This window comes from Pseudomonas sp. 21LCFQ02 (assembly GCF_024129895.2).
GTDB lineage: Bacteria > Pseudomonadota > Gammaproteobacteria > Pseudomonadales > Pseudomonadaceae > Aquipseudomonas.
Genome location: NZ_CM178749.1, coordinates 3,697,071 through 3,722,203, shown reverse-complemented (window position 1 = coordinate 3,722,203; position 25,133 = coordinate 3,697,071). Strand labels below are relative to the sequence as shown.

Genomic DNA, 25,133 nt, shown 5'->3' with positions numbered 1-25,133 from the left:
CCGCCGCCAGGCGTGCTAGAGTCCGGACGTTTCGGTTAAAAGGGATTGGCAATGAAAACCCTGGCACTGACAGTGCTTCTGGCCGGCTGCTCGTCGTACAGCGAACGAGGCACTGGCGAAGGCGGACGAGAGATTGGCGAAAACGGCTACACCGTGAGGTGCGATGCCAGCCCACCGAACCAGCCGGGCTGTTACCAGCCCGCACCGTCATTTTCATGGTGGCCCTCTGAAAAGCTCAACCTGCGCCTCGGGCCGCACTGAGTGGATGGCACTGACGCTGATTGATGCCCGGCAACCACCTGCAGATCATTTGGAACAAGCTCACTGAATGACACTCCAACTCATTCAGCCTTCCCTAATTCACATACCCGGCGGCCATGAAAAATCACCGCTAACCCACACGGGCTGTTTTAGCCCGGCCGTCTTGAGCGGTCGACTAGGCTCGGGTAATGTCATCGCATCGCACAGGACAGAGCACACTCATGACTTCCAAGCTGGAACAACTCAAAGCATTCACCACTGTTGTGGCCGATACCGGCGATTTCGACGCCATCGCTCGTCTCAAGCCAGTGGATGCAACCACCAACCCCTCGTTGCTGCTCAAGGCGGCCTCTAACGAGAGCAATGCTGCGCTGCTGGCCGAGGCCTTCAGCGGTAGTCAGGGTGATATTGGCCTGGCCAGCGACCGCTTCGCCGTGGCCATCGGCCGCAAGATCCTGGACGTCGTTCCTGGCCGGGTTTCCACTGAGGTGGACGCGCGTCTGTCGTTCGATACTCAAGCCATGATCGAGCGCGGTCAGCGCCTGATCGGCCTGTATGAAGAGGCAGGCGTGGGCCGTGATCGCATCCTGATCAAACTGGCTTCGACCTGGGAAGGCATCCGCGCTGCCGAGAAGCTGGAAAAGGACGGTATCCAGACCAACCTGACCCTGCTGTTCTCCTTCGCCCAGGCGGTTGCCTGCGCCGAAGCCGGAGTGTTTCTGATTTCGCCGTTCGTGGGGCGTATCTACGACTGGTACAAGAAGTCCACCGGGCAGGAATACACCGGCGCCCAAGACCCTGGCGTGCAGTCAGTGACGCGCATCTACAACTACTACAAGGCCAATGGCTACAACACGGTGGTGATGGGTGCGAGCTTTCGCAATATCGGTCAGATCGAACAGCTGGCAGGCTGTGATCGCCTGACCATCAGTCCCGAGCTGCTCAAACAGCTGGATGAAGACCAAGGCAGCCTGACCCGGCAATTGGCGCCCGGCCAGGCCGGTGAAGAGCGTCTGAGCCTGAGCGAGAAACAATTCCGCTGGCTGTCCAACGAGGATGCAATGGCCACCGAGAAGCTGGCCGAAGGCATTCGTCAGTTTGCCCGCGATCAGGAAAAGCTCGAAGCCCTGCTTTCGGCAAAGGCCTGATACAAAAAAGGGCGATACCTGCGCAGGTATCGCCCCTTCTTTGCTGACGTCAGCTAACGCCCGCCAAAAACTAGCGCTGCCCCTCCAGGGCATTGACCAGGTCGTGAAACGCTTCACGATTGGACTCGTTGAGCCCCATCAGAATCTTGTGCGCTTCCAGCACCTTGGCCTTGACCACTTCCTCACCCTGATCCTGGGAGGGCAAGTCAGTCAGGCACTCCGGGCACGGGACCGGGTGATCGACGATATTGAACACCTGATCGAAGCCCATCGACTGCAGCAGCCGGGTGATGTCTTCGTGGGTGGTCACCAGGGTTGGCAATAGCCCGACCTTCTGCCGCGACAATATCGAGAGTTTGGCCAGCAGGCCCAATGTGGTGCTGTCAATGCTGCGCGTTTCGGTCAGATCGATCACGATGGCCGAGAAATTCAGCGCGGTGAAGATCCGCTCGATCGTCGCATCCAAGGCCGAGCACAAGGTCAGACGTACTTCACCGACGAACTTGAGAACGAAGGTGCCTTCTTGCTCGGCGAACTGGATTCTACCGGTACTCATCAAAGATTCCTGCTCAACACTAACAAGGCGATATCATCCGGCATCTCCCCTAGCGTAGCCAATTCGAAAACCTGACGCAGACCATCCAGGCTGCCGCCCGCCGTCTTGACCAACTCTGGCAAGGCAGCTTCTTTCTCCTTGAGTGTATCACCGGGCAGCAGATCCAGTATGCCATCAGACAACAGGGTCAGGCTGAACGCCTCGGGTAACTCCAGGACGTGATCCTGATAGGTGGCTTCCTGAAACAACCCTACCGGCAGGCCGCGGCCCTCAAGATAACGGCCCTGACCTTCGCTGAACAATACCGGCAGCGGTAAATGACCGCCCACCGAATAGGTCAGCGTGCCCGCCTGCTCATCAATCACCCCGCCCACCATGGTCACGTGTTTGCCCAGCTTGCAGCTGATCAGCCCGCGATTGATATGCCCCAGCACATCGGAAGGCTTGAACTCAGGCAGCGTCCCCCCCCGCTTGGACTCGAACAGCAACCGCGTGGTCATGAACTTCAACAGCACGGTAATGAACGCCGATGACGCGCCATGACCCGAGACGTCCGCCAGATAGAACGCCACACGGCGCTCGTCGACCCGAAAATAGTCAACGAAGTCACCCGACAGATACAGGGACGGAATGATCTGGTGGGCGAAGCTGAACTGCTCGGTGGACCAGGGGCTGGTTGGCAGCATGTTCATCTGCACTTGCCGACCGGCATCCTGATCTTCCTGCAACAGGTGCAGGCTTGCTTCAAGCTCGCGATTGGCGGTTTCGAGCTTTTCCCGGTAGAGCCGGTTTTCCTGCTCCAGGCGCGCGCGATCCAGGGCGCGATGCACCGAGTGCTCAAGCACTGCGAGGTCTTCGAGGGGTTTGATCAGGTAATCGGCGGCGCCCAGGCGCAAAGCCTCGACGGCGTCGCTCATGACACCGGCACCAGAGACCACGATCACCGGCATTTGTGGCGAGCTAGCAGTGACCTTGCGGATCAGCTCGAGGCCGCCCATCTGGGGCATGCGCAGATCGCAAATGATCAGGTCAGGGTTTTCCTGCTCGAAAATCTCGACACCCTGCTGGCCATTGATGGCCTGCAGGACATTGAAACCACTGTCTTCCAGGTAGGCGGCGATACTCGCACGCACGACCTCGTCGTCATCGATAATCAGCAGCGTTGCACTGGTTTTAGGCATGTGGGCAAACGGCGCCAGATCAGGTTGAGGTAGGCGGCCCGGTACATGCCGGTGCTGCTTACTGGATTCGCTTTCTAGCCACTCTGGACGACAATACGCCGACGCTTCAGAGGTGCCCTTCAAGGCGCAGACGGTACTCCCATCCGCCGGGCGTTTCAAGCGAACTTCCACGCTTGATTTACGTCTTTACATCACAAATCGCCGGGAGTTATAAGAACGCTTAGTTCAGCAACCAAAACTTAGGACAAACCATGAGCCGTATCGATCAGGGATATGCCGAAAAGCGGGATTTCATCCGTATGCGCGTCGATGCCGACGTCAGCATCATCCATGCCGGGCAGATCATTCCAGCCGTATGCCTGGACCTGTCCAGCAGTGGCATGCAGGTACAGGCGCCCCGCACGTTCCAGGTCGGTGACCGGTTGAAAGTGCGGATCGACTCTGACCACCCTGCCCTCAAAGGCCTGGAAGCTGAAACCGAAGTGGTCTGGCTGGCCGACCAGGACGATGGCGGTCAGAAGCTCGGGCTGTCGATCATTTCCATGAGCTGAACCCGCGCTCAAGCGGGCGGCAGCCCGGCAAACAATGTGCGTAACTGACTCGCCATCCATGCATGGGCGTCACTACGCGCATACTTGCGGTGGCTGTAGAGCCGCAGCACGTAGGGCTTGATCGGAAACGGTGGCGCAAACTGCACGATATCTGCCGCCGGCGCGAGTTGGCGCGCGGCGTGCCCGGCCAGGGTCATGATCAGATCGCTGCCGCCGATGATGAATGGCCCGACCAGCACCGCCGGAATCTGCAAGGCCACATCGCGCTGCAAGCCCATACTTTGCAGGACCAGATCCACCACCCCGCAGCTCTCGCCCCACGGCGTCACCACCACATGCCGCTCGGCCAGATACGTCGCCAGGTCCAGGCTGTTACCGATCCTCGGATGGCCGCGCCGGGCGATCACCACGTACTCCCCGCTCGACCAGTCTTCGCAGTTGATACCCGGCGGCAGGCTGTCACGCTCCTCGCCATAACCAAGGGCGAAATCGATCCGCCCACACGCCAGGTCTTCGATGCAGATCTTGCGCTCGGCGTGCACGACCTTGAGCCGCAAGCGTGGCGCGCAGTGCTGCAGCCGCGCCAGCAACCCAGGCAACAGTTGCAAGGCGGTGTAGTCGGTGGCGGCAAAGGTAAACACCCGCTCGCTGGTCAGCGGCTCGAACGGCGCCCACTGTTCGAGCTCATCGCTTAACGTGGCCAGGCTCAGCGCAACGACGCTGGCAAGCTGCTCGGCCCGCTGCGTAGGACGCATACGATTACCCTGACGAATGAACAGTTCATCGCCCAGCGCCTCGCGCAGCCGCGCCAGAGCGTGACTGAACGCCGATGCACTGAGCGAGACTTCCTGCGCCGCAGCGGCCACCGTAGCGTGGCGGTACAGGGCATCGAAGATGCGTAGCAGGTTCAAATCCAGTCGGCTTAACACTGAATGCATAGCGCTCACTCAACCCTGAATAAATTGCACTACATGCAGCTTACTGACTGATTTAGCCTGCTGTACATCCCAACCACCGAGCCGCCAGCATGAACCTGAATATCCGCCCAGCCCGCCGCGAAGACGCCGCACAGATCCTGGCCTTCATCACCGAACTGGCCGATTACGAAAAAGCCCGTCACCAGGTGCTGGCCAGTGTTGCTGACCTCGAGCGCACGCTGTTTGTCGAACAGGTCACCAGCCATGCCCTGATCTGCTGCCGCGACGAGCAGCCCATCGGGTTCGCGGTGTACTTTTTCAACTACTCGACCTGGCAGGGCCGTAATGGACTGTACCTGGAAGACCTTTACATCAGCCCCGAACACCGCGGCACCGGCGCCGGCAAGCTGATGCTCAAACACCTGGCCCGTGAGGCCTGTGCCAAAGCGTGCGGCAGATTCGAGTGGAGCGTGCTGGACTGGAATGAACCGGCCATTCGCTTTTATGAATCAATCGGTGCGCGCCCACAGACCGAGTGGGTGCGCTACCGAATGGAAGGCGAGGCACTGAAGACCTTCGCCGAAAGCTGACAGCGGATTGTCGGCAACAATCAGAAGTCGTCTTCGACCTGACCGTCCTTGACCTTGAATTCGCGGTTTTGCAGGTAGGCGTTACGAATAAAGGTGTACTTGTCGCCGGTCACCAGACGCTCGGCCGACAGCAGGCTGGCGCGGGTATCGATCAGGTTCACACCCAATGCCGAATTACGGGTCGGCACGTGATCGATGTAACGCCACGGTGTGGTGTAGCTGTCCGGGTATTTGGCAAAGGTATCGCGCACAGTGCTGGGGCCGAACAGCGGCAGTACAACGTAGGGACCGCTGCCTACGCCCCAGTAACCCAGGGTCTGGCCGAAATCTTCGTCGCTGCGTTGCAGGCCCATGCGCGTGCCGACATCGACGAACCCCAGCAGGCCGAACGTGGTGTTGACGATCAGCCGCGCGGTGTCGACCCCGGCAGCGTGAGGCTTGGCCTGCAGCACGTTGTTGGCCAGGTTGCCGACATCACCGATGTTGTTGAAGAAGTTATGCACGCCATCTTCCACGAACTGTGGCGCGATGAACTGATAGCCCTGAGCGATCGGCTTGAGGGTGTAGGTATCAACCAGGTCGTTGAAGCGAAAGATCGGCCGGTTGATGCTTTCCCAAGGGTCATCCTCGGCGGCCTGGACAGCCATCGGGACCATAGCGACGCCGGCGCACAGAGACAGACGGGCCAGTCGCTGGATAAAGCCGTTACGCGATTGGGGCATAACGCAAACTCCTGTCAGAGGTGATGACCCGGCCACAACGGCGGGCAAAGGCAGGCAGTATAAAGCCTTCGTGACCAATCAGGCAGACTTGCATACGCGCGCCAGCATCGCTGACGGTCACCGCGCATTCATATTTCTGTCATCGAGCTCCGGTAGCGTGCAGGCTATTTCGGAGAATCCCGCCATGCTTGCACCGGTCGACACGCCCATGCCGGCTTTTTCCGCCCTGCTGTTCGGCCTCAGTGGCTGTCTGGTGGATTTTGGCGGGCAAGCTGCCAGCAAAATGGACAGCCAAAGCGAGGCCGCTCTCGACAGCCACGCGCAACTCACGCCCGGCGCACTGGAAAGCCTGCACAGCCTGCGCCAGCAAGGCATTCCCTGCGCCTGGCTGGACGATCTGCCCGACCCGCTGAGCCTGAGCCTTTCAAGCCCGCTGGGCGACTTGATCTGCGCCACCCCGCGCAGCCCGGTGCAGTGGCCGGCGCCGGATGCCTGCTGGCTGGCCCTGATGACCCTGAAGGTCAGCCAGCTCGACGGCTGCGTGCTGGTCAGCGGTAATCCACAGCTGTTGCAATCAGGCCTGAACGCCGGGCTATGGACCATCGGCCTGGCCTCCTGCGGTTCACTGTGCGGCCTGAGCGCCGAGCAATGGCAGGCACTGGATCACGACCAGCGCGAGCGTCAGCGTGCCCAGGCCACGCTGCACCTGTACAGCCTGGGCGCCCACTCGGTGATCGATCACTTGGGCGATCTGGAGTCGTGTCTGGCCGATATCGTGCTGCGCCGCAGCAAGGGCGAAAAACCCTGACGCCGGTCAGCGGCAAAGCACTCCGATCTGGATTAGGCTTACTGGCAACAGGGACCTTTCGCCTGCACCAAGGGTCCATGAGTGAGGCTTATCGAAGAAGGAGCACGCCATGCCCGCCCGCGAACTGCAAGAACAACTCAATGCCCTGCATGAGCAACTGGAACAGAACCCGCCGCTGTCGGAAACCGAGCGTGTTGAGCTGCATGAACTGATGCAACAGATCAAAAGCAAGATCGAACTGGAAGACGCCACTCACACGCAAGACACCAGCCTGGTGGATGGCGTCAACCTGGCGGTCGAGCGCTTCGAACTGGAACATCCGGGTATCGCCGGCACGCTGCGTAATATCGTCGTGACCTTGGGCAATATCGGCATCTGACATCCTTCATAAAAAAGCCCGTCATTTGACGGGCTTTTTCATTGCAAAACATTTCACTGACGTGCCAGACGCTCGTTGCTGATCGGCAAGGCATGGGTGCTGCGGTATGGATTGATGTCCAGCCCGCCACGGCGTACATAACGCGCATACACAGTGAGTGTTTCCGGCTTGAGCAAGCGCTGAAGATCGAGAAAGATGCGCTCGACGCACTGCTCATGGAAATCCGAATGCTGGCGGAAGCTGACGATGTACGCCAGCAGGCTGGCCGGGTCCAGTTGCGCGCCGCGATACTCCACCACCACCGTGCCCCAGTCCGGCTGGCTGGTCACCGGGCAATTGGATTTGAGCAGGTGACTGTAAAGGCTCTGCTCGACCACCTGGGCCGGGTCACAGCGCAACAACTCGGGACGCGGATGATCATAGCTGCTGACTTCGATATCCAGCTCATCGATGCACTCGCCAGGCAAGGCCGCCACACCCTGTGCAGTGATCTCGTCCAGGCTGCTGATACGCACGCCAACCGGTTTGCCGGCCGCTGCCGACAGGTCGTTGACCAACACTTCGTGCAAGGCTTCACGGCTGGTGAATACGGTCTGATTCAGGGAGTTGAGGTACAGCTTGAACGACTTGGACTCGATAATATTCGGCGAGTCGGCCGGCACGCTGAACTCGGCAATCGCCACCACCGGCTTGCCCGACGGCAGCAGCCAGGACAGCTCATAGCAGTTCCACACATCGACGCCCTGATACGGCAGCGTCTCGGCGCTCAGGCCCAATTCGGCCCATTTCGCGGCGCGCGGAATCGGAAACAGCAACTCAGGCGTGTAGCTAGAGACGTACTCACTGGACTTGCCCAGGGGCGAGTGTTCGGCGGCAGGATGCATGGCGGTATAGGAATCTCGGAAAATAACCCGGCAAGTCTACCTGTTTTGCCGGCAGCGTTCAGCCCGTGCGGCCATGCGGCGGATTACAACACATTGACATCCTCCCCGTCCTAAAGGGCGGGGATTCCCACAACTGGACGCTCATGCCCGAGCGCGAGAATGTTCTTTGCGGCGTTGACGTCGCGGTCGTGGGTGGCACCACACCCACAACAAGTCCATTTCCTTATTCCAAGCCCTGCGATACCTCTGGGCCTCGAGTCCGGCAATTGCTTGCAGCTCGAACAGGTTTGGGTGGTGTTTCTCTCGCTAACAACCTTGAAAACCGTGCCTGCGTGATCGCATTTGTATTCCAGCATGGTTTTCAATTGCCCCCAGCCGGCGTCCAGCACCGACTTGGCCATCCTGGTTTTCGCGAGTTTCAGTGAGTTCACATCGCCCACCACAATGACGCCACAACGCGCTACCAGCGCGTTGCTGAACTTATGCAGGACATCCTTGCGGCGGTTCGCAATCTTGGCGTGAATCGCCCGCACACGAGCCTTCTTGCCGGCGCGCTGGGCCGTGCCCAGGGCGCTCTCCAGATCCCGGTAGAACCTGCCGCTTTCAAGGCAATCACCGTCGCTGCAGGTGGCCGTGGTTTTCAGTCCGAGGTCGATCCCCACCGCGTCCTGGCCTGGCGATAACTGCCGGTCGACCTCGACCACGACGTTGAAATACCAGCGTCCACGGCTGTCCTCGTTGAAGCTACCGGATCTGAATTTAAAACCCGCCAGGCCGTAGCTGTCCCAGACCTTGAAGTGCTGTCTGTTGAAGACGACCTGGCCGTTTTTCCAGACAGCAGCGCCGGCCTTGAGGGGCACCCAGCCCAGGCTGCGCCGAGCGCCGCCCGAGCGCCGCCAGCGTAGCTGGCGCTTTTTGAACTGCTTGCGCCGTGTGACATATTCGTCGGCAACAGCCTGCACCGATTGGCTGTGCAGTCCCAGGTCTTTGCCGGCCCCGTTGGTGTACTTGTGAATGTCGAACGCCGACAGAAAACGACCACGCTCACGAATCGAGCGACTGCTCAACTCGTTTACGTAGTTCCACACAAAATTCACAGCATGAGACGCTTCACGCAGCTGCGCTGCGTGCTTGTCTCGCACTCGAATCCTGAGGGTTTTGGTCGCTTTCATTTCAGTCATGAAACACAGAATAGGGGCGGTTTTATGGATGTTAACCCCTATGACCGCTTCGCGGTGGCGCTTTCATCCCCCACCTGAAGGAAGGGGCTTTTCGCGCCAGCTTGGTAAGCTTGCACCGCTGGCCCGCCTGACACGGTATAAAGCCTGTTTCAAGCAAGCAGCGACCGGCAGATGAAATTACTGATCGTCGAAGACCAGGCCCGCACCGGCCAATCCCTGCGCCAGGGGCTCAACGAAGCCGGCTTCGACAGCGAGCTGGCTAATGACGGCCACAGCGGCCTTCACCGCGCACTGAGCGGCGAACATGCGCTACTGATTCTCGATGTGATGCTACCCGGCGTCGATGGCTGGCAGATTCTTGAGCAACTGCGCGCCAACGGGCTACAGACCCCGGTGTTGTTTCTCACGGCCCGCGATGCCATCGAAGATCGGGTCCGCGGCCTGGAGCTGGGCGCCGATGATTATCTGGTCAAGCCGTTCGCATTTTCCGAGTTGCTCGCCAGGGTCCGCACCTTGCTGCGCCGGGCGCCGCCTCAGGAGACCTGCCTGCAACTTGGCGAGCTGCGTCTGGACCTGTTGCAGCGCAAGGTCGAGCGCGAGGGTCAACGCCTGGATCTGACAACCAAGGAATTCGCCCTGCTGGAACTGCTGTTGCGCCGCCAGGGCGAAGTGCTGCCCAAGTCGCTGATTGCTGCCCAGGTCTGGGACATGCACTTCGACAGCGACACCAATGTCATCGAAGTGGCGGTGCGCCGCCTGCGCATGAAGGTCGATGACGACTTCGACCACAAGCTGATCCACACCGTGCGCGGCATGGGCTACGTACTGCAGGAGCAGGCGCCGTGAGCTGGCTGGCAAGACTGTCGTTGCGCAGCCGCCTGGCGCTGCTGTTCGCGGGCTGCACAGCGCTGGTGTCACTGATTGCCGGGGCGCTGTTCAGCCAGACCAGTGCCAGTCACTTCGTGGAACTGGATCAGCAATTGTTCGACAGTCGGCTGGCCAGCCTGCGGGCTGCCTTGCAAGACGTACAGGATCCTGCGGCGCTGGCAACGCATCAAACGCAATTGACCAGCCATGCCGATCTGATGCTGCGCATCAGCGACGCCCAGGGTCATATCTGGTTCGATAACACCCCCTCGCAACTCTCGCTGCCGTCCAGCACTGGCCTGCATACCCTGAGCGAGACTCTGGGCGACTATCGGGTCTTCACGGCACCGCTGGACCCGGCGCAGCCCGGCTCGCCGCGCCTGACGCTGGTGCTGGACATCACTCACCATCAGCACTTTCTACAGCGCATGCAGCACCTGATCTGGCTGACCGTGGGGCTCTGCGCCCTGGCCACCGCACTGCTCGGCGCCTGGGCAGCGCGCAGCGGTTTGCGGCCGCTGCAGCGCATGAGCGCAGTGGCGGCCGGGGTCTCGGCCAGCTCGTTGACCACTCGCCTGCCCGACGCCCGGATGCCAGCCGAGCTGGCCGAACTTACCCGCACCTTCAACGCCATGCTCACCCGCCTGGAAGACAGCTTTCAGCGACTCTCGGCGTTCAGTGCCGACATTGCCCACGAGTTACGCACGCCGCTGTCCAACCTGCTGACCCAGACCCAGGTGACCCTGACCCGGCAGCGAACGCCCGAACACTACCGCGAAACGTTGCTCGGCAATCTGGAAGAGCTGCAAAGCCTGGCGCAGATGGTCAATGACATGCTGTTGCTGGCCAAAACCGAACAAGGCTTGCTGGCCCCGGCGCAGGATGAACTGCGCCTGGAAGATGAAGCCGATGCGGTGCTGGAGTACCTTGCACCGCTGGCCGAGGATGCCGGCATCGAGCTGCACCGCGTGGGTCAGGCAGCGTCGCGTGGTGATCGCGCCCTGTTACGCCGGGTGCTGTCCAACCTACTGAGCAATGCCCTGCGCTTTACCCCAAGCGGCGGCCAGATTGCCGTAATACTGCAAGACAGCGCCGCAGGCGCGATGCTGACCGTAGAGAATCCCGGGGCGGACATCCCGCCCCACGTCGTGGCGCGCCTGTTTGATCGTTTCTATCGCGCCGATACTTCGCGGGCCGACCGTCACGAGCATGCAGGGCTGGGATTGGCGATCTGCCGCTCGATCATCCACGCCCATGGCGGGACGATCGAGTGCCAGTCACAAGGCGGGCTGACCCGCTTCGTGATCCGCCTGCCAGCTTATTCGTAGCGCAGGGCAGTCGCCGGCTCGACCTTGGCGGCACGCCAGGCCGGGTAGATGGTGGCCAGAAAACTGAGAATGAAGCCGGCGCTGCAAATCAGCAGCACGTCAGCAGCCTGCAACTCGGACGGCAGGTTGCTGATGAAATACACATCAGCGCTGAACACATGCTGGCCGGTAACCCGCTCCAGCCAGCCGACCAGCGCACTGACATTCAGCGCTGCGATCACCCCCAGCACGCCGCCGATCAGGGTACCCACCACACCGATCAGGGAGCCCTGAATGATGAAGATCCCCATGATCTGCCGCGGCGTCGCACCCAGGGTGCGCAGGATCGCGATATCGGCGCCCTTGTCGTTGACCACCATGATCAGCGTGGCAATGATGTTGAACGCCGCCACCGCAACGATCATCAGAAGCAGCAGGCCAATCATGGTCTTTTCCATCTTCATGGCGCTGAACAGACTGCCCTGGGTGTGGCTCCAGTCATCGGCGCGATAGGCACTGCCGAGCCCGCCGGCAATCGACCTGGACACCTCTGGCGCCTTGTACAGATCCTTGAGCGCCAGACGCACCCCCTGCACCTGACCAGGCTGCCAGCGTTGCATCTGCCCGGCATCGGCAATATTCATCAACGCCATCGAGCCATCCAGCTCGGCACCGACCTTGAACAGCCCCACCACGGTCAGACGCTGCAGACGCGGCGTGATGCCGCCAGGCGCATTGCTGATTTCCGGCACAATCAAGGTCAGCGCATCGCCCACATTCAAGCGAAAACGCCGCGCCGTGATCTCGCCCAGTACCACCCCGAACTCGCCGGGTTTGAGGTCTTGCAGGCTGCCACGGGTGATGTGCCGGGTCACAATCGAGACTTCATGCTCACGGGCCGGATCGATGCCGCTGACCTGAATCGGCTGCATGGCGCCACGGTACGACAGCATGCCTTCCATTTCGGTCAACGGCGCAGCCGCCACCACCTCAGGATTGCGCAGCGCTGCATCGGCAACCTGCTGCCAGTCGTCCAGCGGCTTGACCCCGAGAATCGAAGCGTGCGGCACCATGCCGAGGATGCGCGAGCTCATTTCCCGCTGAAAGCCGTTCATCACGGACAACACAACGATCATCGCCAGCACACCGAGGGCCAGGCCAATCATCGAGGTCATGGAAATGAACGAGATAAAACTTTTGCGACGCTTGGCCCGGGTGTAGCGCGCGCCGATGAAGATGAATAAGGGTCTGAACATTCGCAGGGCACCTAGCGTGGTGAATCACAAGTTAACTGCACAATACTGGCGGTGCCTTGCACTGCCATGCAGCGTTGCCACTCCTCGCCATAGCCCTGCTATGGCTCGTCGCGGCGCCTTGCCTGGCTGCAAAAATCACTCGCCATTTATCACGCGAACTTGTGACTCACCACGCCAGGCAAAGAATCGACCCGCCACCTCAGGAGGTAGCGGGCCGGCTGAATCAGTCGGCGACCAGCCGGCCGTCTTCCAGGCGCAGGACACGGTCCATCTGCCTGGCCAGATTCAAGTCATGGGTCACCACCAGAAACGCGGTGCGCGACGCGGTGCTCAGCTCACGCATCAGGTCCTGAATCCCCTGCCCCGTGTGATGGTCGAGGTTGCCGGTCGGCTCGTCGAGCATCACCAGACCTGGCTCGTTGACCAGTGCCCTGGCAATCGCCACGCGCTGACGCTCACCGCCAGACAGCTCGGCGGGCTTGTGCGCCAGACGATGGCTCAGGCCGACCCGCTTGAGCAACGCGGTGGCCCGATCGCGCGCCTCAGGGATCGGCGTTTTGCCGATCAGCAACGGCATGCAGACGTTCTCCAGCGCGGTGAACTCAGGCAGCAGGTGGTGAAACTGATAAACGAAGCCCAGCGCCCGGTTGCGCAGCAGGCCACGCGCTTTCTCGTTCAGCGCAGACAGCTCTTCACCGGCCAGCCAGACACTGCCCTGCGACGGTGTATCGAGACCGCCCAGCAGGTTGAGCAAGGTACTCTTGCCGGAACCCGAACTGCCTATGATCGCCACCCGTTCGCCGGGAAACAGTTCCAGTTGCAGGCCAGACAACACCACAACTGACTCCGGCCCCTCATCGTAGGACTTACCCAGGTTGCGGCAACTCAACACAGCTTTTTCAGACATGCCCGACTCACTCATAACGTAACGCCTCTGCCGGCTGGGTGCGCGCTGCGCGCCAGGCTGGATACAGGGTGGCGAGGAAACTCAGGAGCAATGCGGCGCCACACACCTGAAGCACATCCTGAGCCATCACTTGTGACGGCAGGTAGTCGATGAAGTAGACATCCGCATTGAGAAACTTGTGGCCGATCAGGCGTTCCAGACCGGCAATCGCAGCACTGACATTGAGCGCAGCCAGAATGCCCACCCCGGCACCGATCAGGGTGCCGACCACGCCGATCACGGTGCCCTGGACCATGAAGATGGCCATGATCTGCCCCGGCGTGGAACCCAGCGTACGCAGGATCGCGATATCGCCCTTCTTGTCGTTGACCACCATCACCAGTGTGGAAATGATGTTGAACGCCGCCACCGCAACGATCAGCAACAGCAGCAAGCCAATCATGGATTTCTCCATGCGGATGGCCTGGTACAGGTTGCCGTGAGTGCGGGTCCAGTCACGCGAGTAATACTTGCTGCCGCCAAGATCCTGAGCGATCTGCCAGGCGCCACGCGGGGCCTCGAACAGGTCATCGAACTTCAGGCGTAGGCCCTGCACCTGATCGGGCTGCCAACGGCGCAGGCGACCCAGGTCCTCGATATTGGTCAGGCCGAGAAAACCGTCGATCTCGCCGGCACCGACATGAAAGATGCCAGCCACGGTAAAGCGCTTCATGCGCGGAAACAGTCCGGCCGGGGTCACTGCCACTTCGGGCGCGACAAAGGTCAGCTTGTCACCCACGCTCACGCCCAGCTTGCTCGCGGCGCGGTCGCCGATGATGATGCCGAACTCACCCGGTGCCAGCTGGCTGAGCGCGCCCTGACGAATGAATTGGCTGATGATCGAAACCTTGTCTTCCTGGCTCGGGTCAATACCATTGAGCAGGACTTTCTGGACCATGCCTTCGTGGCTGAGCAAGCCCTGCATCTGGGTAAACGGCGCCACCGCCTGCACGCCCGGGCTGGCGCTGACTTTGGCGGCCAGCTGCGGCCAGTCGCGGATCGGCTCGTCACCTTCGACCGTGGCATGCGGCACCATGCCCAACACGCGGGTACGCATCTCGTGATCGAAACCGTTCATGACCGACAGCACGACAATCATCACCACCACGCCAAGGGCCAGGCCGATGATCGACGTCAGGGAAATAAAGGAAACAAAATGATTACGTCGCTTGGCACGGGTGTAGCGGGTGCCGATAAAAGCAAAAAGAGGTCTGAACATTTAAGGAATTGTTCGCAGGAATGGGACATCCGTGTGGCGGGCTGCCATGTGCGGCCTTACACTCGAAACTATCTGACCACAGCCGCAGGCACGGGTTCGCCATGTCGACATTAGATGAAGAAAGACGCCGCGAATACTACCGTATCGAAGACAGCGTCGCACTGGAAATTAACCCGCTCGACGAGGCCGCCAGCTGCACGATGCCGCGCATTACCGCGCTGTTTCAGTTGCTCAGCGAGCTGCATGTCAGCGAGTTCGAGTCCCAGCACCTGCTACGCCAGCTCGATGACCGCGACCGGGTGTTGAACGGTTTCCTCAAAGCCATGAGCAAGCGCATCGACCTGCTCGGCCAGGTCGTGGCCAATACCGCTCTGGGCGAACTGGGCACCCCGCAACCGGTACTGCTGTCTGAAGGCGGGATCCAGTTCAGTTCAGCCCAGGCCTACACGCCTGACTCACGCCTCTCGATCAAAATGGTCCTCATGCCGCAAGCGGCCGGGATGATGCTCGAAGCCCGAGTGGTGAGTTGCGTGCCCAAGGCGGATAACGCCTTCGAAATTGATACCGAATTTGTCGACCTGCCCGATGCACAGCGGCAATTGCTCGCCCGTCATGTGCTGCAACGCCAGGCCCAGCAGCGACGTCAGGCGCGGGAACAGAACACAGCGCCCGACGCATGAGCGTCGGGTCCATCAATTGTCTATTCGCGGCTGAAGCGGATCGCTGCCCGGCCGCTGCTACGGAGTATTTGTGACGCTAATTTATGGCCACCGCGGCGCCAAGGGCGAAGCCCCCGAGAACACCCTTGCCAGCTTCCAGCAGTGCCTGGAGCACGGCGTGCGCCGTTGCGAACTGGACCTGCACCTGTCTCGCGACGGCGAACTGATGGTTATCCATGACCCGACCCTCAAACGCACCACCGACCGGCGCGGCAAGGTTCATGAACATTTGGCCAGCGATCTGGTGACCTACGACGCTCGTCGCGGCGGTCCCGGCTGGGTCAGCCCCTGTCCGATCCCGCGCCTGGAAACCCTGTTCGAACACTGCGATTTCGATCACTGGCAACTGGAAGTCAAAAGCGCATCAAGGGTTCGCGCCGCCAATACGGTACTGGCCATCCGCGAGCTGGTGCAGCGCCACGGGCTGCTCGACAAGGTGACCATCACGTCCAGCTCACGGCAAGTGCTGCGCGCAGCACTGGAGCTGACGCCGGACATTTCTCGTGGGCTGGTAGCCGAATACGCCTGGCTCGACCCGTTGAAGGTCGCGCAAGCCTATGGCTGTGAGATTCTCGCCCTGAACTGGACGTTGTGCACCCCGGAACGCCTGCTCAAGGCTCAGCGCCAGGGGTTGCACGTGTCGGTATGGACAGTCAACGAACCGGCGCTGATGCGCCGGCTCGCCGACTTCGGCGTAGACAGCCTGATCACAGACTTTCCCGGTTTGGCCACTGCCACCCTCGGGAATCGCTGATCTCTCCGGCCGGCTCAGGCCGCCGGCCGGAGCCGCTCAAAAAAGCCGGTTGAGACCGTCGTAGGCCGCTACCCGATAGGCTTCGGCCATGGTCGGGTAGTTGAAGGTGGTATTGACGAAGTACTTCAGCGTATTGGCTTCACCTGGCTGGTTCATGATCGCCTGGCCGATGTGAACGATCTCCGAGGCCTGGTCACCGAAGCAATGCACGCCCAGCACCTCAAGGGTTTCACGGTGAAACAGGATCTTCAACATACCGACCCGCTCATCGGAGATCTGCGCACGGGCCATGCCTTTGAAAAATGCCTTGCCGACTTCATACGGCACCCGGGCTTCGGTCAGCTCAGCCTCGGTCTTGCCGATCGAACTGATCTCGGGAATCGTGTAGATGCCGGTAGGGACGTCGTTGACGTAGCGCCAACTGCCGTTATCCACCAGGCTGCCCGCCGCTGAACGCCCCTGGTCATAGGCCGCACTGGCCAGGCTCGGCCAGCCAATCACGTCACCGGCGCCATAGATATTGCTGACCTCGGTGCGGTAGTTTTCATCGACTTCGATCTGCCCGCGACCGTTGGCTTTCAGGCCGACGTTTTCCAGGCCCAGCTTGTCGGTGTTGCCAGTCCGTCCGTTGCACCACAGCAACGCGTCGGCCTTGATCTTCTTGCCGGATTTGAGGTGCAGGACCACACCATTCTCCAGGCCTTCAACGCGCTCGTACTCTTCGTTGTGACGAACCATGACGTTGTTGTTGCTGAAGTGGTAACTCAGGCCCTGGGAGATTTCCTTGTCCAGGAAGCTCAGCAACTGATCGCGGTTGTCGACCAGCTCGACCAGCACGCCCAGACCACTGAAGATCGAGGCGTACTCACACCCGATCACACCGGCGCCGTAAATGATCAGCTTGCGCGGGGTATGGCTGAGGCTCAGGATCGTGTCGCTGTCGTAAATTCGCTTGTGGTTGAAATCGATATCAGCCGGGCGATAAGGCCGCGAGCCGGTGGCGATGATGATCTGGTTGGCGACCAGTTTGTCGACCACGCCGTTGCTGCCGACCACGCTGACGCTGTTTTCGTCAGAGAAGCTGCCGGTGCCGAAGAACACGTCAACGCGGTTACGCGCATAGTAGCTGGTGCGCGAGGTCACTTGCTTGGCGATCACCACCTCGGCGCTTTTCAGCACATCCGGGAAAGAGAACCAACGCGGCTCGCCAATGGCGCGAAACATCGGATTGGTGTTGAAGTGGATGATCTGCTTGACCGCGTGACGCAGTGCCTTGGAAGGGATGGTACCCAGGTGGGTGCAGTTGCCACCGACCTGACGGCGGCTGTCGACCATCGCGACCTTGCGACCGGCCTTGGCAGCGTTCATTGCTGCGCCTTCGCCGGCGGGACCGGACCCCAATACCACGACATCGTAGTTGTAGACAGCCATGCGTACTCCTATAGAACAGGCCGCGCGCCGGGTTGGCGCCTGCGGCTAAATGACGCGTTGCAGTCTAGTGCTGCGCTCAAGCCGGGAACATTACCCCTTGGTCGTGACGAAGGCCACTTTTTCGTGGGTAATACATTGTTTCCGTGTGGGTAATCCTTTTTTGCCTGCTGCCCCTGCCAACCTGAACAAACCTTGAACCAGCCTTTCATTAGCTCGCTAACGGCTCTGGACAGGTTGTTTGAGGGCATTTTTACACATACTGTTACAAATAGCCCTCGTCCGGGCACAGACCCGGAGTGCTGCCACGGCAGCCAGCAGACTGACCAACAACCTCAATATCCAGCCTGAAGAGTCAGAGCCATGACCACAACCACCAGCAAAGGCAAGGCGATTTTTCGCGTTGTCAGCGGCAATTTTCTCGAAATGTACGACTTCATGGTCTATGGCTTCTACGCCACGGCCATTGCCAAGACATTTTTCCCTACCGACAGCGCATTTGCCTCGCTGATGCTGTCGCTGGCCACCTTCGGCGCCGGCTTTCTGATGCGGCCGTTAGGGGCGATTTTTCTGGGCGCTTACATTGACCGCCACGGGCGCCGTAAAGGGCTGCTAATTACTCTGGGTCTGATGGCCATGGGTACGTTGCTGATCGCCTGCGTGCCCGGCTACAACAGTATCGGCCTGGCCGCGCCCTTGCTGGTTCTGCTGGGCCGCTTGTTGCAGGGCTTCTCGGCCGGCGTTGAGCTGGGCGGCGTGTCGGTTTATCTCGCGGAAATTTCAACGCCAGGTCGCAAAGGCTTCTTTGTCAGTTGGCAGTCGGCCAGCCAACAGGCTGCTGTGGTGTTTGCCGGGCTGCTGGGTGTGGCGCTGAATCACTGGTTGAGCCCTGAGCAGATGGGCGACTGGGGCTGGCGCCTGCCGTTCTTCATCGGCTGCCTGATCGTGCCGGCGCTGTTTATCATCCGTCGTTCGCTTGAGGAGTCTCCAGAGTTCGAAGCGCGCAAGCATCGCCCGACGTTGAGTGAAGTGCTGCGCTCGATCCGCCAGAACTTCGGCCTGGTATTGGCCGGCATGGCGCTGGTGGTGATGACTACCGTATCGTTCTACCTGATCACCGCCTACACCCCGACCTTCGGCAAGAACGAACTGCACCTGAGCGACCTGGAAAGCTTGCTGGTGACCGTCTGCGTCGGCGTGTCGAACTTCATCTGGCTGCCGGTGATGGGCAGCCTGTCCGACCGCATCGGGCGGCGGCCATTGCTGATCGGCGCCACCGTGCTGGCCATTCTCACCGCCTACCCTGCCCTGTCCTGGCTGGTCGCGCACCCCAGTTTTGCCAACCTGCTGACCGTCGAGCTGTGGCTGTCATTCCTGTATGGCAGTTACAACGGCGCGATGGTCGTGGCGCTGACCGAGATCATGCCCGCCGAGGTACGCACCACCGGTTTCTCGCTGGCCTATAGCCTGGCCACCGCCACCTTCGGAGGCTTCACCCCGGCAGCCTGCACCTGGCTGATTCATGAACTGGGCAACAAAGCGGCACCAGGCATCTGGCTGACCGGCGCGGCGATCCTTGGCCTCATAGCCACCCTGGTGCTGTTCCGGGCCAAGGGCGCTACAAGCGGCAAGCTTCAAGCCGCAAGCTGAGCGCGCCGCCTGCACAAACTGCAGACGAAAAAAAACGGGTCGAACAATCGACCCGTTTTTTCTGGTGATGCCCGGTCAGCCCAGACAACACCCACTTGCAGCTTGCCGCTTACAACTTAAAGCTGCGTTTACGCAGGAAACGCTGGCGGGTTGACCCCGGCCATGTCTTCCATCACGCGCACCACCTGGCAGCTGTAACCGAACTCGTTGTCGTACCAGACGTACAGCACAACGCGGTTGTCGTTGGCGATGGTCGCTTCGGCGTCGACAACACCGGCGTGACGCGAGCCGACGAAGTCGGTGGAAACCACTTCCTGCGAGTTGACGTAGTCGATCTGCTTGTGCAGATCCGAATACAGCGCGGTGTCGCGCAGGTATTCGTTGATCTCTTCGCGAGTGGTGGCCTTCTCCAGGTTCAGGTTCAGGATCGCCATCGAGACGTTCGGCGTCGGCACGCGAATCGCGTTGCCGGTCAGCTTGCCAGCCAGTTCCGGCAGTGCTTTGGCAGCTGCGGTGGCGGCACCGGTCTCGGTGATGACCATGTTCAGCGCGGCGCTACGGCCACGGCGCGAACCTTTGTGGAAGTTGTCGATCAGGTTCTGGTCGTTGGTGTACGAGTGAACGGTTTCAACGTGACCGTTGACGATGCCGTACTTGTCATTGACCGCCTTGAGCACCGGCACGATAGCGTTGGTGGTACAGGACGCCGCCGAGATGATCTTGTCATCGGCAGTGATCTGACCGTGGTTGATACCGTGCACGATGTTCTTGAGCTTGCCTTTGCCCGGCGCGGTCAGCACCACACGATCAACACCCGGGCAGGTCAGGTGCTGGCCCAGACCGTCGGCGTCACGCCATACACCGGTGTTGTCCACCAGCAGCGCATCGCTGATACCGTACTGGGTGTAATCCACCTCGGTCGGGCTCTTGGCGTAGATCACCTGGATCAGGTTGCCGTTGGCGGTGATGGTGCTGTTGGCTTCATCGATGGTGATGGTGCCGTCGAACGAACCATGCACCGAGTCGCGGCGCAGCAGGCTGGCACGCTTGACCAGATCGTTCTCGGCGCCTTTGCGCACCACGATGGCGCGCAGGCGCAGGCCCAGGCCACCGCCGGTTTTTTCGATCAGGATACGCGCCAGCAGGCGGCCGATGCGGCCGAAACCGTACAGGACCACGTCCTTGCCCTTGGCAGGCGTAGCACTTTGCTGACCCACCACGGCAGCCAGTTCGGCACGCACGAATTCCTCGGCGCTGCGGCCGTTGCCTTCGGTCTTGAACTTGACGGCCAGACGGCCCAGGTCCACGGAAGCGGCGCCCAGCTTGAGCTCGCTCATGGCCTTGAGCAGGGGGAAAGTCTCGTGTACGGACAACTCGCTCGCATCGGCCTGGCGATGACGGGCAAAGCGGTGAGCCTTGAGAATCGCGATGACTGAACGGTTGATCAGGCTGCGGCCGTAGATCGAAGTGACCACATTGTTATTGCGGTACAGCTGGCCGAGGAGCGGGATCATCGCCTCGGCGAGGGCTTCACGATCGATCCATTCACCAAGGCACTGGTCGGGCTTCTGAGTCACGGGAACCTTCCACATGTAGGGGCTGAAAAAAGGGGCTACATTATGACCGCCCCAGTGTTTATGAGCAATGCGCGGTTGTCAGATCTTCTGGCACTACATAAATTCCATGTTTAAAAGCCCGCCGACAGCGCTGGAAAACTGACAGCCCCACTGCACCCCGTTACAATCGCCGCCTTTGTCGCCCAGCTGGAGTCCGACCGTCCGTGTCTGTTCTGCGCCTACCGCATCTGCCTGCCGCCGCCGGCAAACAACACTGGGGCAACCTGCAAGGTGCCGCCTTAAGCCTGGCCATCGCCGAAGCTGCCAGCGCCGCGCGGCGCTTTACCCTGTTGCTGACCGCTGACAGCCAGAGTGCCGAGCGTCTTGAGCAGGAGCTGAAATTCTTCGCCCCGGAGCTTGCGGTGCTGCATTTCCCGGACTGGGAAACCCTGCCCTACGACCTGTTCTCGCCGCATCAGGACATCATTTCGCAGCGGATCTCCAGCCTGTACCGCCTGCCGGAGCTGGACCACGGTGTGCTGGTGGTGCCGATCACCACCGCCTTGCACCGCCTGGCCCCGACCCGATTCCTGCTGGGCAGCAGCCTGGTGCTGGATGTCGGCCAGAAGCTTGACGTCGAAGCCATGCGCACTCGGCTGGAGGCCAGCGGCTACCGCTACGTCGACACAGTTTACGAGCATGGCGAATTCACCGTGCGCGGGGCCCTGCTGGACCTGTTCCCGATGGGCAGCAAGCAGCCCTATCGGATCGACCTGTTCGATGATGAAATTGAAACCCTGCGCACCTTCGACCCGGACACCCAGCGCTCAATCGACAAGGTCGAGTCTGTGCGCCTGCTGCCGGCCAAGGAATTTCCGCTGCACAAAGATGAAGTGGTGCGCTTCAAGGCGCGCTTTCGCGAACGCTTCGATGTCGACTTTCGCCGCAGCCCGATCTTCCAGGACCTCAACAGCGGCATCACCCCGGCCGGGATCGAGTACTACATTCCGCTGTTTTTCGAAGAAACCTCGACCCTGTTCGATTACCTGCCGCAGGACACCCAGGTGTTCTCCCTGCCCGGCATCGAGCAGGCCGCCGAGAACTTCTGGAACGACGTACGCAATCGTTATGAAGAACGGCGCATCGACCCCAACCGGCCGCTGCTGCCGCCTGCCGAACTGTTCCTGCCGGTGGAAGACTGCTTTGCCCGCCTGAAGAACTGGCCGCGGGTGGTCGCCAGCCAGCAGGACATCGAAGCCGGTGCCGGTCGCGAACGTTTCCCGGCCCAGCCCTTGCCAGAACTGGCCATCGAAGCCAAGGCCAGTCAGCCACTGGCGGCGCTGTCGAACTTCCTCGATCAGTTCCCCGGCCGAGTGCTGTTCACCGCCGAATCGGCCGGGCGCCGCGAGGTGCTGCTGGAACTGCTTGATCGCCTCAAACTGCGGCCGAAAACCGTCGAGGGCTGGCAGGATTTCGTCGCCGGCACTGAACGTTTGGCAATCACCATCGCGCCGCTGGATGAAGGCCTGGTTCTCGATGCCCCATCCCTGGCGCTGGTCGCCGAGAGCCCGCTGTTCGGTCAGCGGGTCATGCAGCGCAGGCGCCGGGAAAAACGCGCCGAGCACGGCAACGATGCGGTTATCAAGAACCTTACCGAACTGCGCGAAGGCGCGCCGGTGGTGCATATCGACCACGGGGTGGGCCGCTATCAAGGGCTGGCGACCATTGAGGTCGACAACCAGGTCGCCGAGTTCCTGACCCTGGTGTACGCCGACGACGCCAAGCTCTACGTGCCGGTGGCCAACCTGCACCTGATCGCCCGCTACACCGGCAGCGATGACGAACTGGCACCGCTGCACCGGCTGGGTTCGGAAGTCTGGCAGAAGGCCAAGCGCAAGGCGGCCGAACAGGTCCGCGACGTGGCCGCCGAACTGCTGGACATTTACGCCCGCCGCGCAGCTCGCGAAGGTTATGCCTTCGAAGACCCCAAAGCCGATTACGCGACGTTCAGCGCCGGCTTCCCGTTCGAAGAAACTCCCGACCAACAGTCGAGCATCGAGGCCGTACGCGCCGACATGCTCGCCGCCAAACCCATGGATCGCCTGGTGTGTGGCGATGTGGGCTTTGGCAAGACCGAAGTGGCCATGCGCGCTGCGTTCATTGCCGTGCATGGCGGCCGCCAGGTCGCGGTGCTGGTGCCCACTACCCTGCTCGCCCAGCAGCACTACAACAGTTTCCGCGACCGCTTCGCCGACTGGCCGGTCAAGGTCGAGGTGATGAGCCGCTTCAAATCGGCCAAGGAAGTCAACGCCGCCGTGGCCGATCTGGCCGAAGGCAAGATCGACATCGTCATCGGCACCCACAAGCTGCTCTCGGACGATGTGAAGTTCAAGAACCTGGGCCTGGTGATCATCGACGAAGAACACCGCTTCGGGGTGCGCCAGAAAGAACAGCTGAAAAACCTGCGCAGTGAAGTCGACATCCTGACCCTGACCGCCACACCGATCCCGCGCACCTTGAACATGGCAGTGTCAGGCATGCGCGACCTGTCGATCATCGCCACCCCGCCAGCCCGTCGGCTGTCGGTGCGCACCTTCGTCATGGAGCAGAACAAGCCCACGGTCAAGGAAGCGCTACTGCGTGAACTGCTGCGCGGCGGCCAGGTGTACTACCTGCACAACGACGTGAAGACCATCGAGAAATGCGCCTCCGACCTCGCTGAACTGGTGCCCGAGGCCCGCATCGGCATCGGGCACGGACAAATGCGCGAGCGTGAACTCGAACAGGTGATGAGCGACTTCTACCACAAGCGCTTCAACGTGCTGGTGGCCTCGACCATCATCGAGACCGGCATCGACGTGCCGAGCGCCAACACCATCATCATCGAGCGTGCCGACAAGTTCGGCCTGGCCCAGTTGCACCAGTTGCGCGGCCGGGTCGGGCGCAGTCACCACCAGGCCTATGCCTACCTGCTGACCCCGCCGCGCAAGCAGGTCACCCCGGATGCCGAAAAGCGTCTGGAAGCAATCGCCAATACCCAGGACCTGGGCGCCGGTTTCGTGCTGGCCACCAACGACCTGGAAATTCGCGGCGCCGGTGAACTGCTTGGCGACGGCCAGAGCGGCCAGATCCAGGCGGTGGGCTTCACTCTGTACATGGAAATGCTCGAACGTGCGGTCAAGGCCATTCGCAAAGGCGAACAGCCCAACCTCGACCAGCCGCTGGGCGGCGGCCCGGAAATCAACCTGCGAGTACCGGCACTGATTCCCGAGGACTACCTGCCCGACGTGCATGCACGGCTGATCCTCTACAAGCGCATCGCCAACGCCACCGACGAAGACGGCCTCAAGGATCTGCAGGTCGAAATGATCGACCGCTTCGGCCTGCTGCCTGAGCCGACCAAAAGCCTGGTGCGCATCACTCACCTGAAACTGGTGGCCGAGCAACTGGGGATCAGCAAGATCGACGCCGGGCCGCAGGGCGGGCGTATCGAGTTCGCGGCCAACACGCCGGTCGACCCGCTGACCCTGATCAAGCTGATTCAGGGCCAGCCCAACCGTTACAAATTCGAAGGCGCCACGCTGTTCAAATTCATGGTGCCGATGGAACGCCCTGAGGAGCGCTTCAACACCATTGAGGCGCTGCTGGAGCGCCTGACCCCGAAATCTGCCTGAAGGATGTGTTCATGCGCCTGTACCGCTCATTGATCCTGTTCACCACCGTGCTACTGGCTGCGCTGTCCCCGAGCGCCTTTGCCAATGATCAATACCTGGTCGAAGCCATCCTGTTCCGCCAACTCGGTGAGCCGGCCGCGACCCCACAACCGGCGCCCGAGCACTGGGACGCCGGCGCGCCCCGGATTGAAGCCGGCAACCAGCGCGCCACTGCACTCAACGGCCTGGCCGAAAAACTCACCGCCAGCGGCCAGTATCAGGTACTGATGCACCGCGCCTGGCAGCAACAGATCGGCGAGCAACCGAGCCGCGTGGCCGTGACCCAGGGTGATGAGCAGTTCGGTCATTTCCCGGTGCAAGGCACGCTGAGCGTGGCGATCGGCCGCTTCACCGACTACGACGCAGAATTCTGGGTCAACCGCCTCGATAGCCACGGTATTTTGCAAGGCAGCGAGCGGCTCAAGCAGAGCGCCCGGATCAAGAACGGCGAGCTGACCTTCCTCGACTACGGCAGCCTGGCCCTGCTGATCAAGGTTTCTCCACTCTGATCCGCGCAAAGCCGGGTACACTGTCCGGCTT

24 protein-coding genes are annotated in these 25,133 nt (G+C 61.1%); 13 read left to right on the top strand and 11 right to left on the bottom strand.

From position 1 onward, the window contains the following. The first annotated feature begins 51 nt into the window (after window positions 1-51). Window positions 52-261 carry a hypothetical protein gene (locus NJC40_RS16750; RefSeq protein WP_253140353.1) on the top strand — a complete coding sequence of 70 codons (210 nt, stop codon included), beginning with the start codon at window positions 52-54 and terminating at the stop codon, window positions 259-261. 221 nt (window positions 262-482) lie between these two features. Continuing rightward, complete coding sequence (gene tal / locus NJC40_RS16745) at window positions 483-1,409, top strand: transaldolase (RefSeq protein ID WP_253140352.1); 927 nt, start codon at window positions 483-485, stop codon at window positions 1,407-1,409. A gap of 70 nt (window positions 1,410-1,479) precedes the next feature. Here tal and rssC read toward each other — a convergent pair whose 3' ends face one another. Both rssC and rssB read right to left on the bottom strand, forming a co-directional pair. Next, complete coding sequence (gene rssC, locus NJC40_RS16740; RefSeq protein WP_045490038.1) at window positions 1,480-1,965, bottom strand: anti-sigma factor antagonist RssC; 486 nt, start codon at window positions 1,963-1,965, stop codon at window positions 1,480-1,482. Beyond that, window positions 1,965-3,146 (bottom strand): two-component system response regulator RssB, encoded by a 1,182-nt coding sequence (gene rssB / locus NJC40_RS16735; protein ID WP_045490037.1) that lies wholly within the window; start codon window positions 3,144-3,146, stop codon window positions 1,965-1,967. Before rssB ends, rssC begins: the two co-directional genes overlap by 1 nt. Window positions 3,147-3,397: 251 nt before the next feature. Between rssB and NJC40_RS16730 the strand changes: the two genes are divergently transcribed. Beyond that, window positions 3,398-3,697: a PilZ domain-containing protein gene (locus NJC40_RS16730; protein WP_045490035.1), complete on the top strand. Its 300-nt coding sequence runs from the start codon at window positions 3,398-3,400 to the stop codon at window positions 3,695-3,697. A gap of 8 nt (window positions 3,698-3,705) precedes the next feature. Here the strand turns inward: NJC40_RS16730 and NJC40_RS16725 are convergent, their stop codons facing one another. Further along, window positions 3,706-4,635 (bottom strand): LysR family transcriptional regulator, encoded by a 930-nt coding sequence (locus NJC40_RS16725; protein WP_253140351.1) that lies wholly within the window; start codon window positions 4,633-4,635, stop codon window positions 3,706-3,708. An 89-nt stretch (window positions 4,636-4,724) separates the two neighbouring features. Here NJC40_RS16725 and NJC40_RS16720 point away from each other — a divergent pair, with 89 nt between their 5' ends. Beyond that, window positions 4,725-5,204 (top strand): GNAT family N-acetyltransferase, encoded by a 480-nt coding sequence (locus NJC40_RS16720; RefSeq protein ID WP_253140350.1) that lies wholly within the window; start codon window positions 4,725-4,727, stop codon window positions 5,202-5,204. Between the two features lie 20 nt (window positions 5,205-5,224). Here NJC40_RS16720 and NJC40_RS16715 read toward each other — a convergent pair whose 3' ends face one another. Then, entirely contained in the window at window positions 5,225-5,926 is a 702-nt protein-coding gene (locus tag NJC40_RS16715) for an MlaA family lipoprotein (RefSeq protein WP_253110397.1), read from the bottom strand. Between the two features lie 184 nt (window positions 5,927-6,110). On the opposite strand from NJC40_RS16715, the gene pcrP reads away from it, so the two are divergent. Both pcrP and NJC40_RS16705 read left to right on the top strand, forming a co-directional pair. Beyond that, complete coding sequence (pcrP, locus tag NJC40_RS16710; RefSeq protein WP_045490027.1) at window positions 6,111-6,734, top strand: HAD superfamily inactivated hydrolase PcrP; 624 nt, start codon at window positions 6,111-6,113, stop codon at window positions 6,732-6,734. 109 nt (window positions 6,735-6,843) lie between these two features. Further along, the gene (locus tag NJC40_RS16705; protein WP_045490025.1) at window positions 6,844-7,113 is read left to right on the top strand and encodes a DUF4404 family protein; all 270 of its coding nucleotides are present in this window, start codon (window positions 6,844-6,846) and stop codon (window positions 7,111-7,113) included. Window positions 7,114-7,166: 53 nt separating this feature from the next. On the opposite strand, the gene queF is transcribed toward NJC40_RS16705, so the two are convergent. Together queF and NJC40_RS16695 are read right to left on the bottom strand one after the other, a co-directional pair. After that, window positions 7,167-7,997, bottom strand: a complete 831-nt coding sequence (gene queF / locus NJC40_RS16700; protein WP_253140349.1) for an NADPH-dependent 7-cyano-7-deazaguanine reductase QueF — start codon at window positions 7,995-7,997, stop codon at window positions 7,167-7,169. 110 nt (window positions 7,998-8,107) lie between these two features. After that, entirely contained in the window at window positions 8,108-9,169 is a 1,062-nt protein-coding gene (locus NJC40_RS16695) for an RNA-guided endonuclease InsQ/TnpB family protein (RefSeq protein WP_253140348.1), read from the bottom strand. Window positions 9,170-9,349: 180 nt separating this feature from the next. On the opposite strand from NJC40_RS16695, the gene NJC40_RS16690 reads away from it, so the two are divergent. After that, window positions 9,350-10,024: a heavy metal response regulator transcription factor gene (locus tag NJC40_RS16690; protein WP_045490022.1), complete on the top strand. Its 675-nt coding sequence runs from the start codon at window positions 9,350-9,352 to the stop codon at window positions 10,022-10,024. 5 nt (window positions 10,025-10,029) lie between these two features. Further along, window positions 10,030-11,373: a heavy metal sensor histidine kinase gene (locus tag NJC40_RS16685; protein WP_253140510.1), complete on the top strand. Its 1,344-nt coding sequence runs from the start codon at window positions 10,030-10,032 to the stop codon at window positions 11,371-11,373. Here NJC40_RS16685 and NJC40_RS16680 read toward each other — a convergent pair. The 3 genes from NJC40_RS16680 to NJC40_RS16670 all read right to left on the bottom strand — a co-directional run bounded on the left by NJC40_RS16680 (window position 11,364) and on the right by NJC40_RS16670 (window position 14,773). Next, window positions 11,364-12,608, bottom strand: a complete 1,245-nt coding sequence (locus NJC40_RS16680) for a lipoprotein-releasing ABC transporter permease subunit (protein ID WP_253140347.1) — start codon at window positions 12,606-12,608, stop codon at window positions 11,364-11,366. The genes NJC40_RS16685 and NJC40_RS16680 overlap by 10 nt on opposite strands. Before the next feature lie 223 nt (window positions 12,609-12,831). Continuing rightward, window positions 12,832-13,515, bottom strand: coding sequence for a lipoprotein-releasing ABC transporter ATP-binding protein LolD (gene lolD, locus NJC40_RS16675; RefSeq protein WP_173426691.1), 684 nt, complete (start codon window positions 13,513-13,515; stop codon window positions 12,832-12,834). Between the two features lie 7 nt (window positions 13,516-13,522). Beyond that, window positions 13,523-14,773: a lipoprotein-releasing ABC transporter permease subunit gene (locus NJC40_RS16670; RefSeq protein ID WP_253140346.1), complete on the bottom strand. Its 1,251-nt coding sequence runs from the start codon at window positions 14,771-14,773 to the stop codon at window positions 13,523-13,525. Window positions 14,774-14,874: 101 nt separating this feature from the next. Here NJC40_RS16670 and NJC40_RS16665 point away from each other — a divergent pair, with 101 nt between their 5' ends. After that, window positions 14,875-15,453, top strand: a complete 579-nt coding sequence (locus NJC40_RS16665) for a PilZ domain-containing protein (RefSeq protein ID WP_253140345.1) — start codon at window positions 14,875-14,877, stop codon at window positions 15,451-15,453. A gap of 70 nt (window positions 15,454-15,523) precedes the next feature. Then, window positions 15,524-16,246 carry a glycerophosphodiester phosphodiesterase gene (locus tag NJC40_RS16660; protein ID WP_253140344.1) on the top strand — a complete coding sequence of 241 codons (723 nt, stop codon included), beginning with the start codon at window positions 15,524-15,526 and terminating at the stop codon, window positions 16,244-16,246. Window positions 16,247-16,282: 36 nt separating this feature from the next. Here NJC40_RS16660 and sthA read toward each other — a convergent pair whose 3' ends face one another. Next, window positions 16,283-17,677: a Si-specific NAD(P)(+) transhydrogenase gene (sthA, locus tag NJC40_RS16655; RefSeq protein WP_045490016.1), complete on the bottom strand. Its 1,395-nt coding sequence runs from the start codon at window positions 17,675-17,677 to the stop codon at window positions 16,283-16,285. Between the two features lie 360 nt (window positions 17,678-18,037). On the opposite strand from sthA, the gene NJC40_RS16650 reads away from it, so the two are divergent. Continuing rightward, window positions 18,038-19,324: an MFS transporter gene (locus NJC40_RS16650; RefSeq protein ID WP_253140343.1), complete on the top strand. Its 1,287-nt coding sequence runs from the start codon at window positions 18,038-18,040 to the stop codon at window positions 19,322-19,324. A 128-nt stretch (window positions 19,325-19,452) separates the two neighbouring features. Here the strand turns inward: NJC40_RS16650 and NJC40_RS16645 are convergent, their stop codons facing one another. Then, the gene (locus NJC40_RS16645; RefSeq protein WP_253110369.1) at window positions 19,453-20,916 is read right to left on the bottom strand and encodes a glyceraldehyde-3-phosphate dehydrogenase; all 1,464 of its coding nucleotides are present in this window, start codon (window positions 20,914-20,916) and stop codon (window positions 19,453-19,455) included. A 188-nt stretch (window positions 20,917-21,104) separates the two neighbouring features. Between NJC40_RS16645 and mfd the strand changes: the two genes are divergently transcribed. Beyond that, on the top strand, window positions 21,105-24,554 hold the full coding sequence (gene mfd / locus NJC40_RS16640; protein WP_253140342.1) for a transcription-repair coupling factor: 3,450 nt from the start codon (window positions 21,105-21,107) through the stop codon (window positions 24,552-24,554). An 11-nt stretch (window positions 24,555-24,565) separates the two neighbouring features. Further along, window positions 24,566-25,102, top strand: a complete 537-nt coding sequence (locus NJC40_RS16635; RefSeq protein WP_253110366.1) for a CsiV family protein — start codon at window positions 24,566-24,568, stop codon at window positions 25,100-25,102. Window positions 25,103-25,133: the final 31 nt, after the last annotated feature.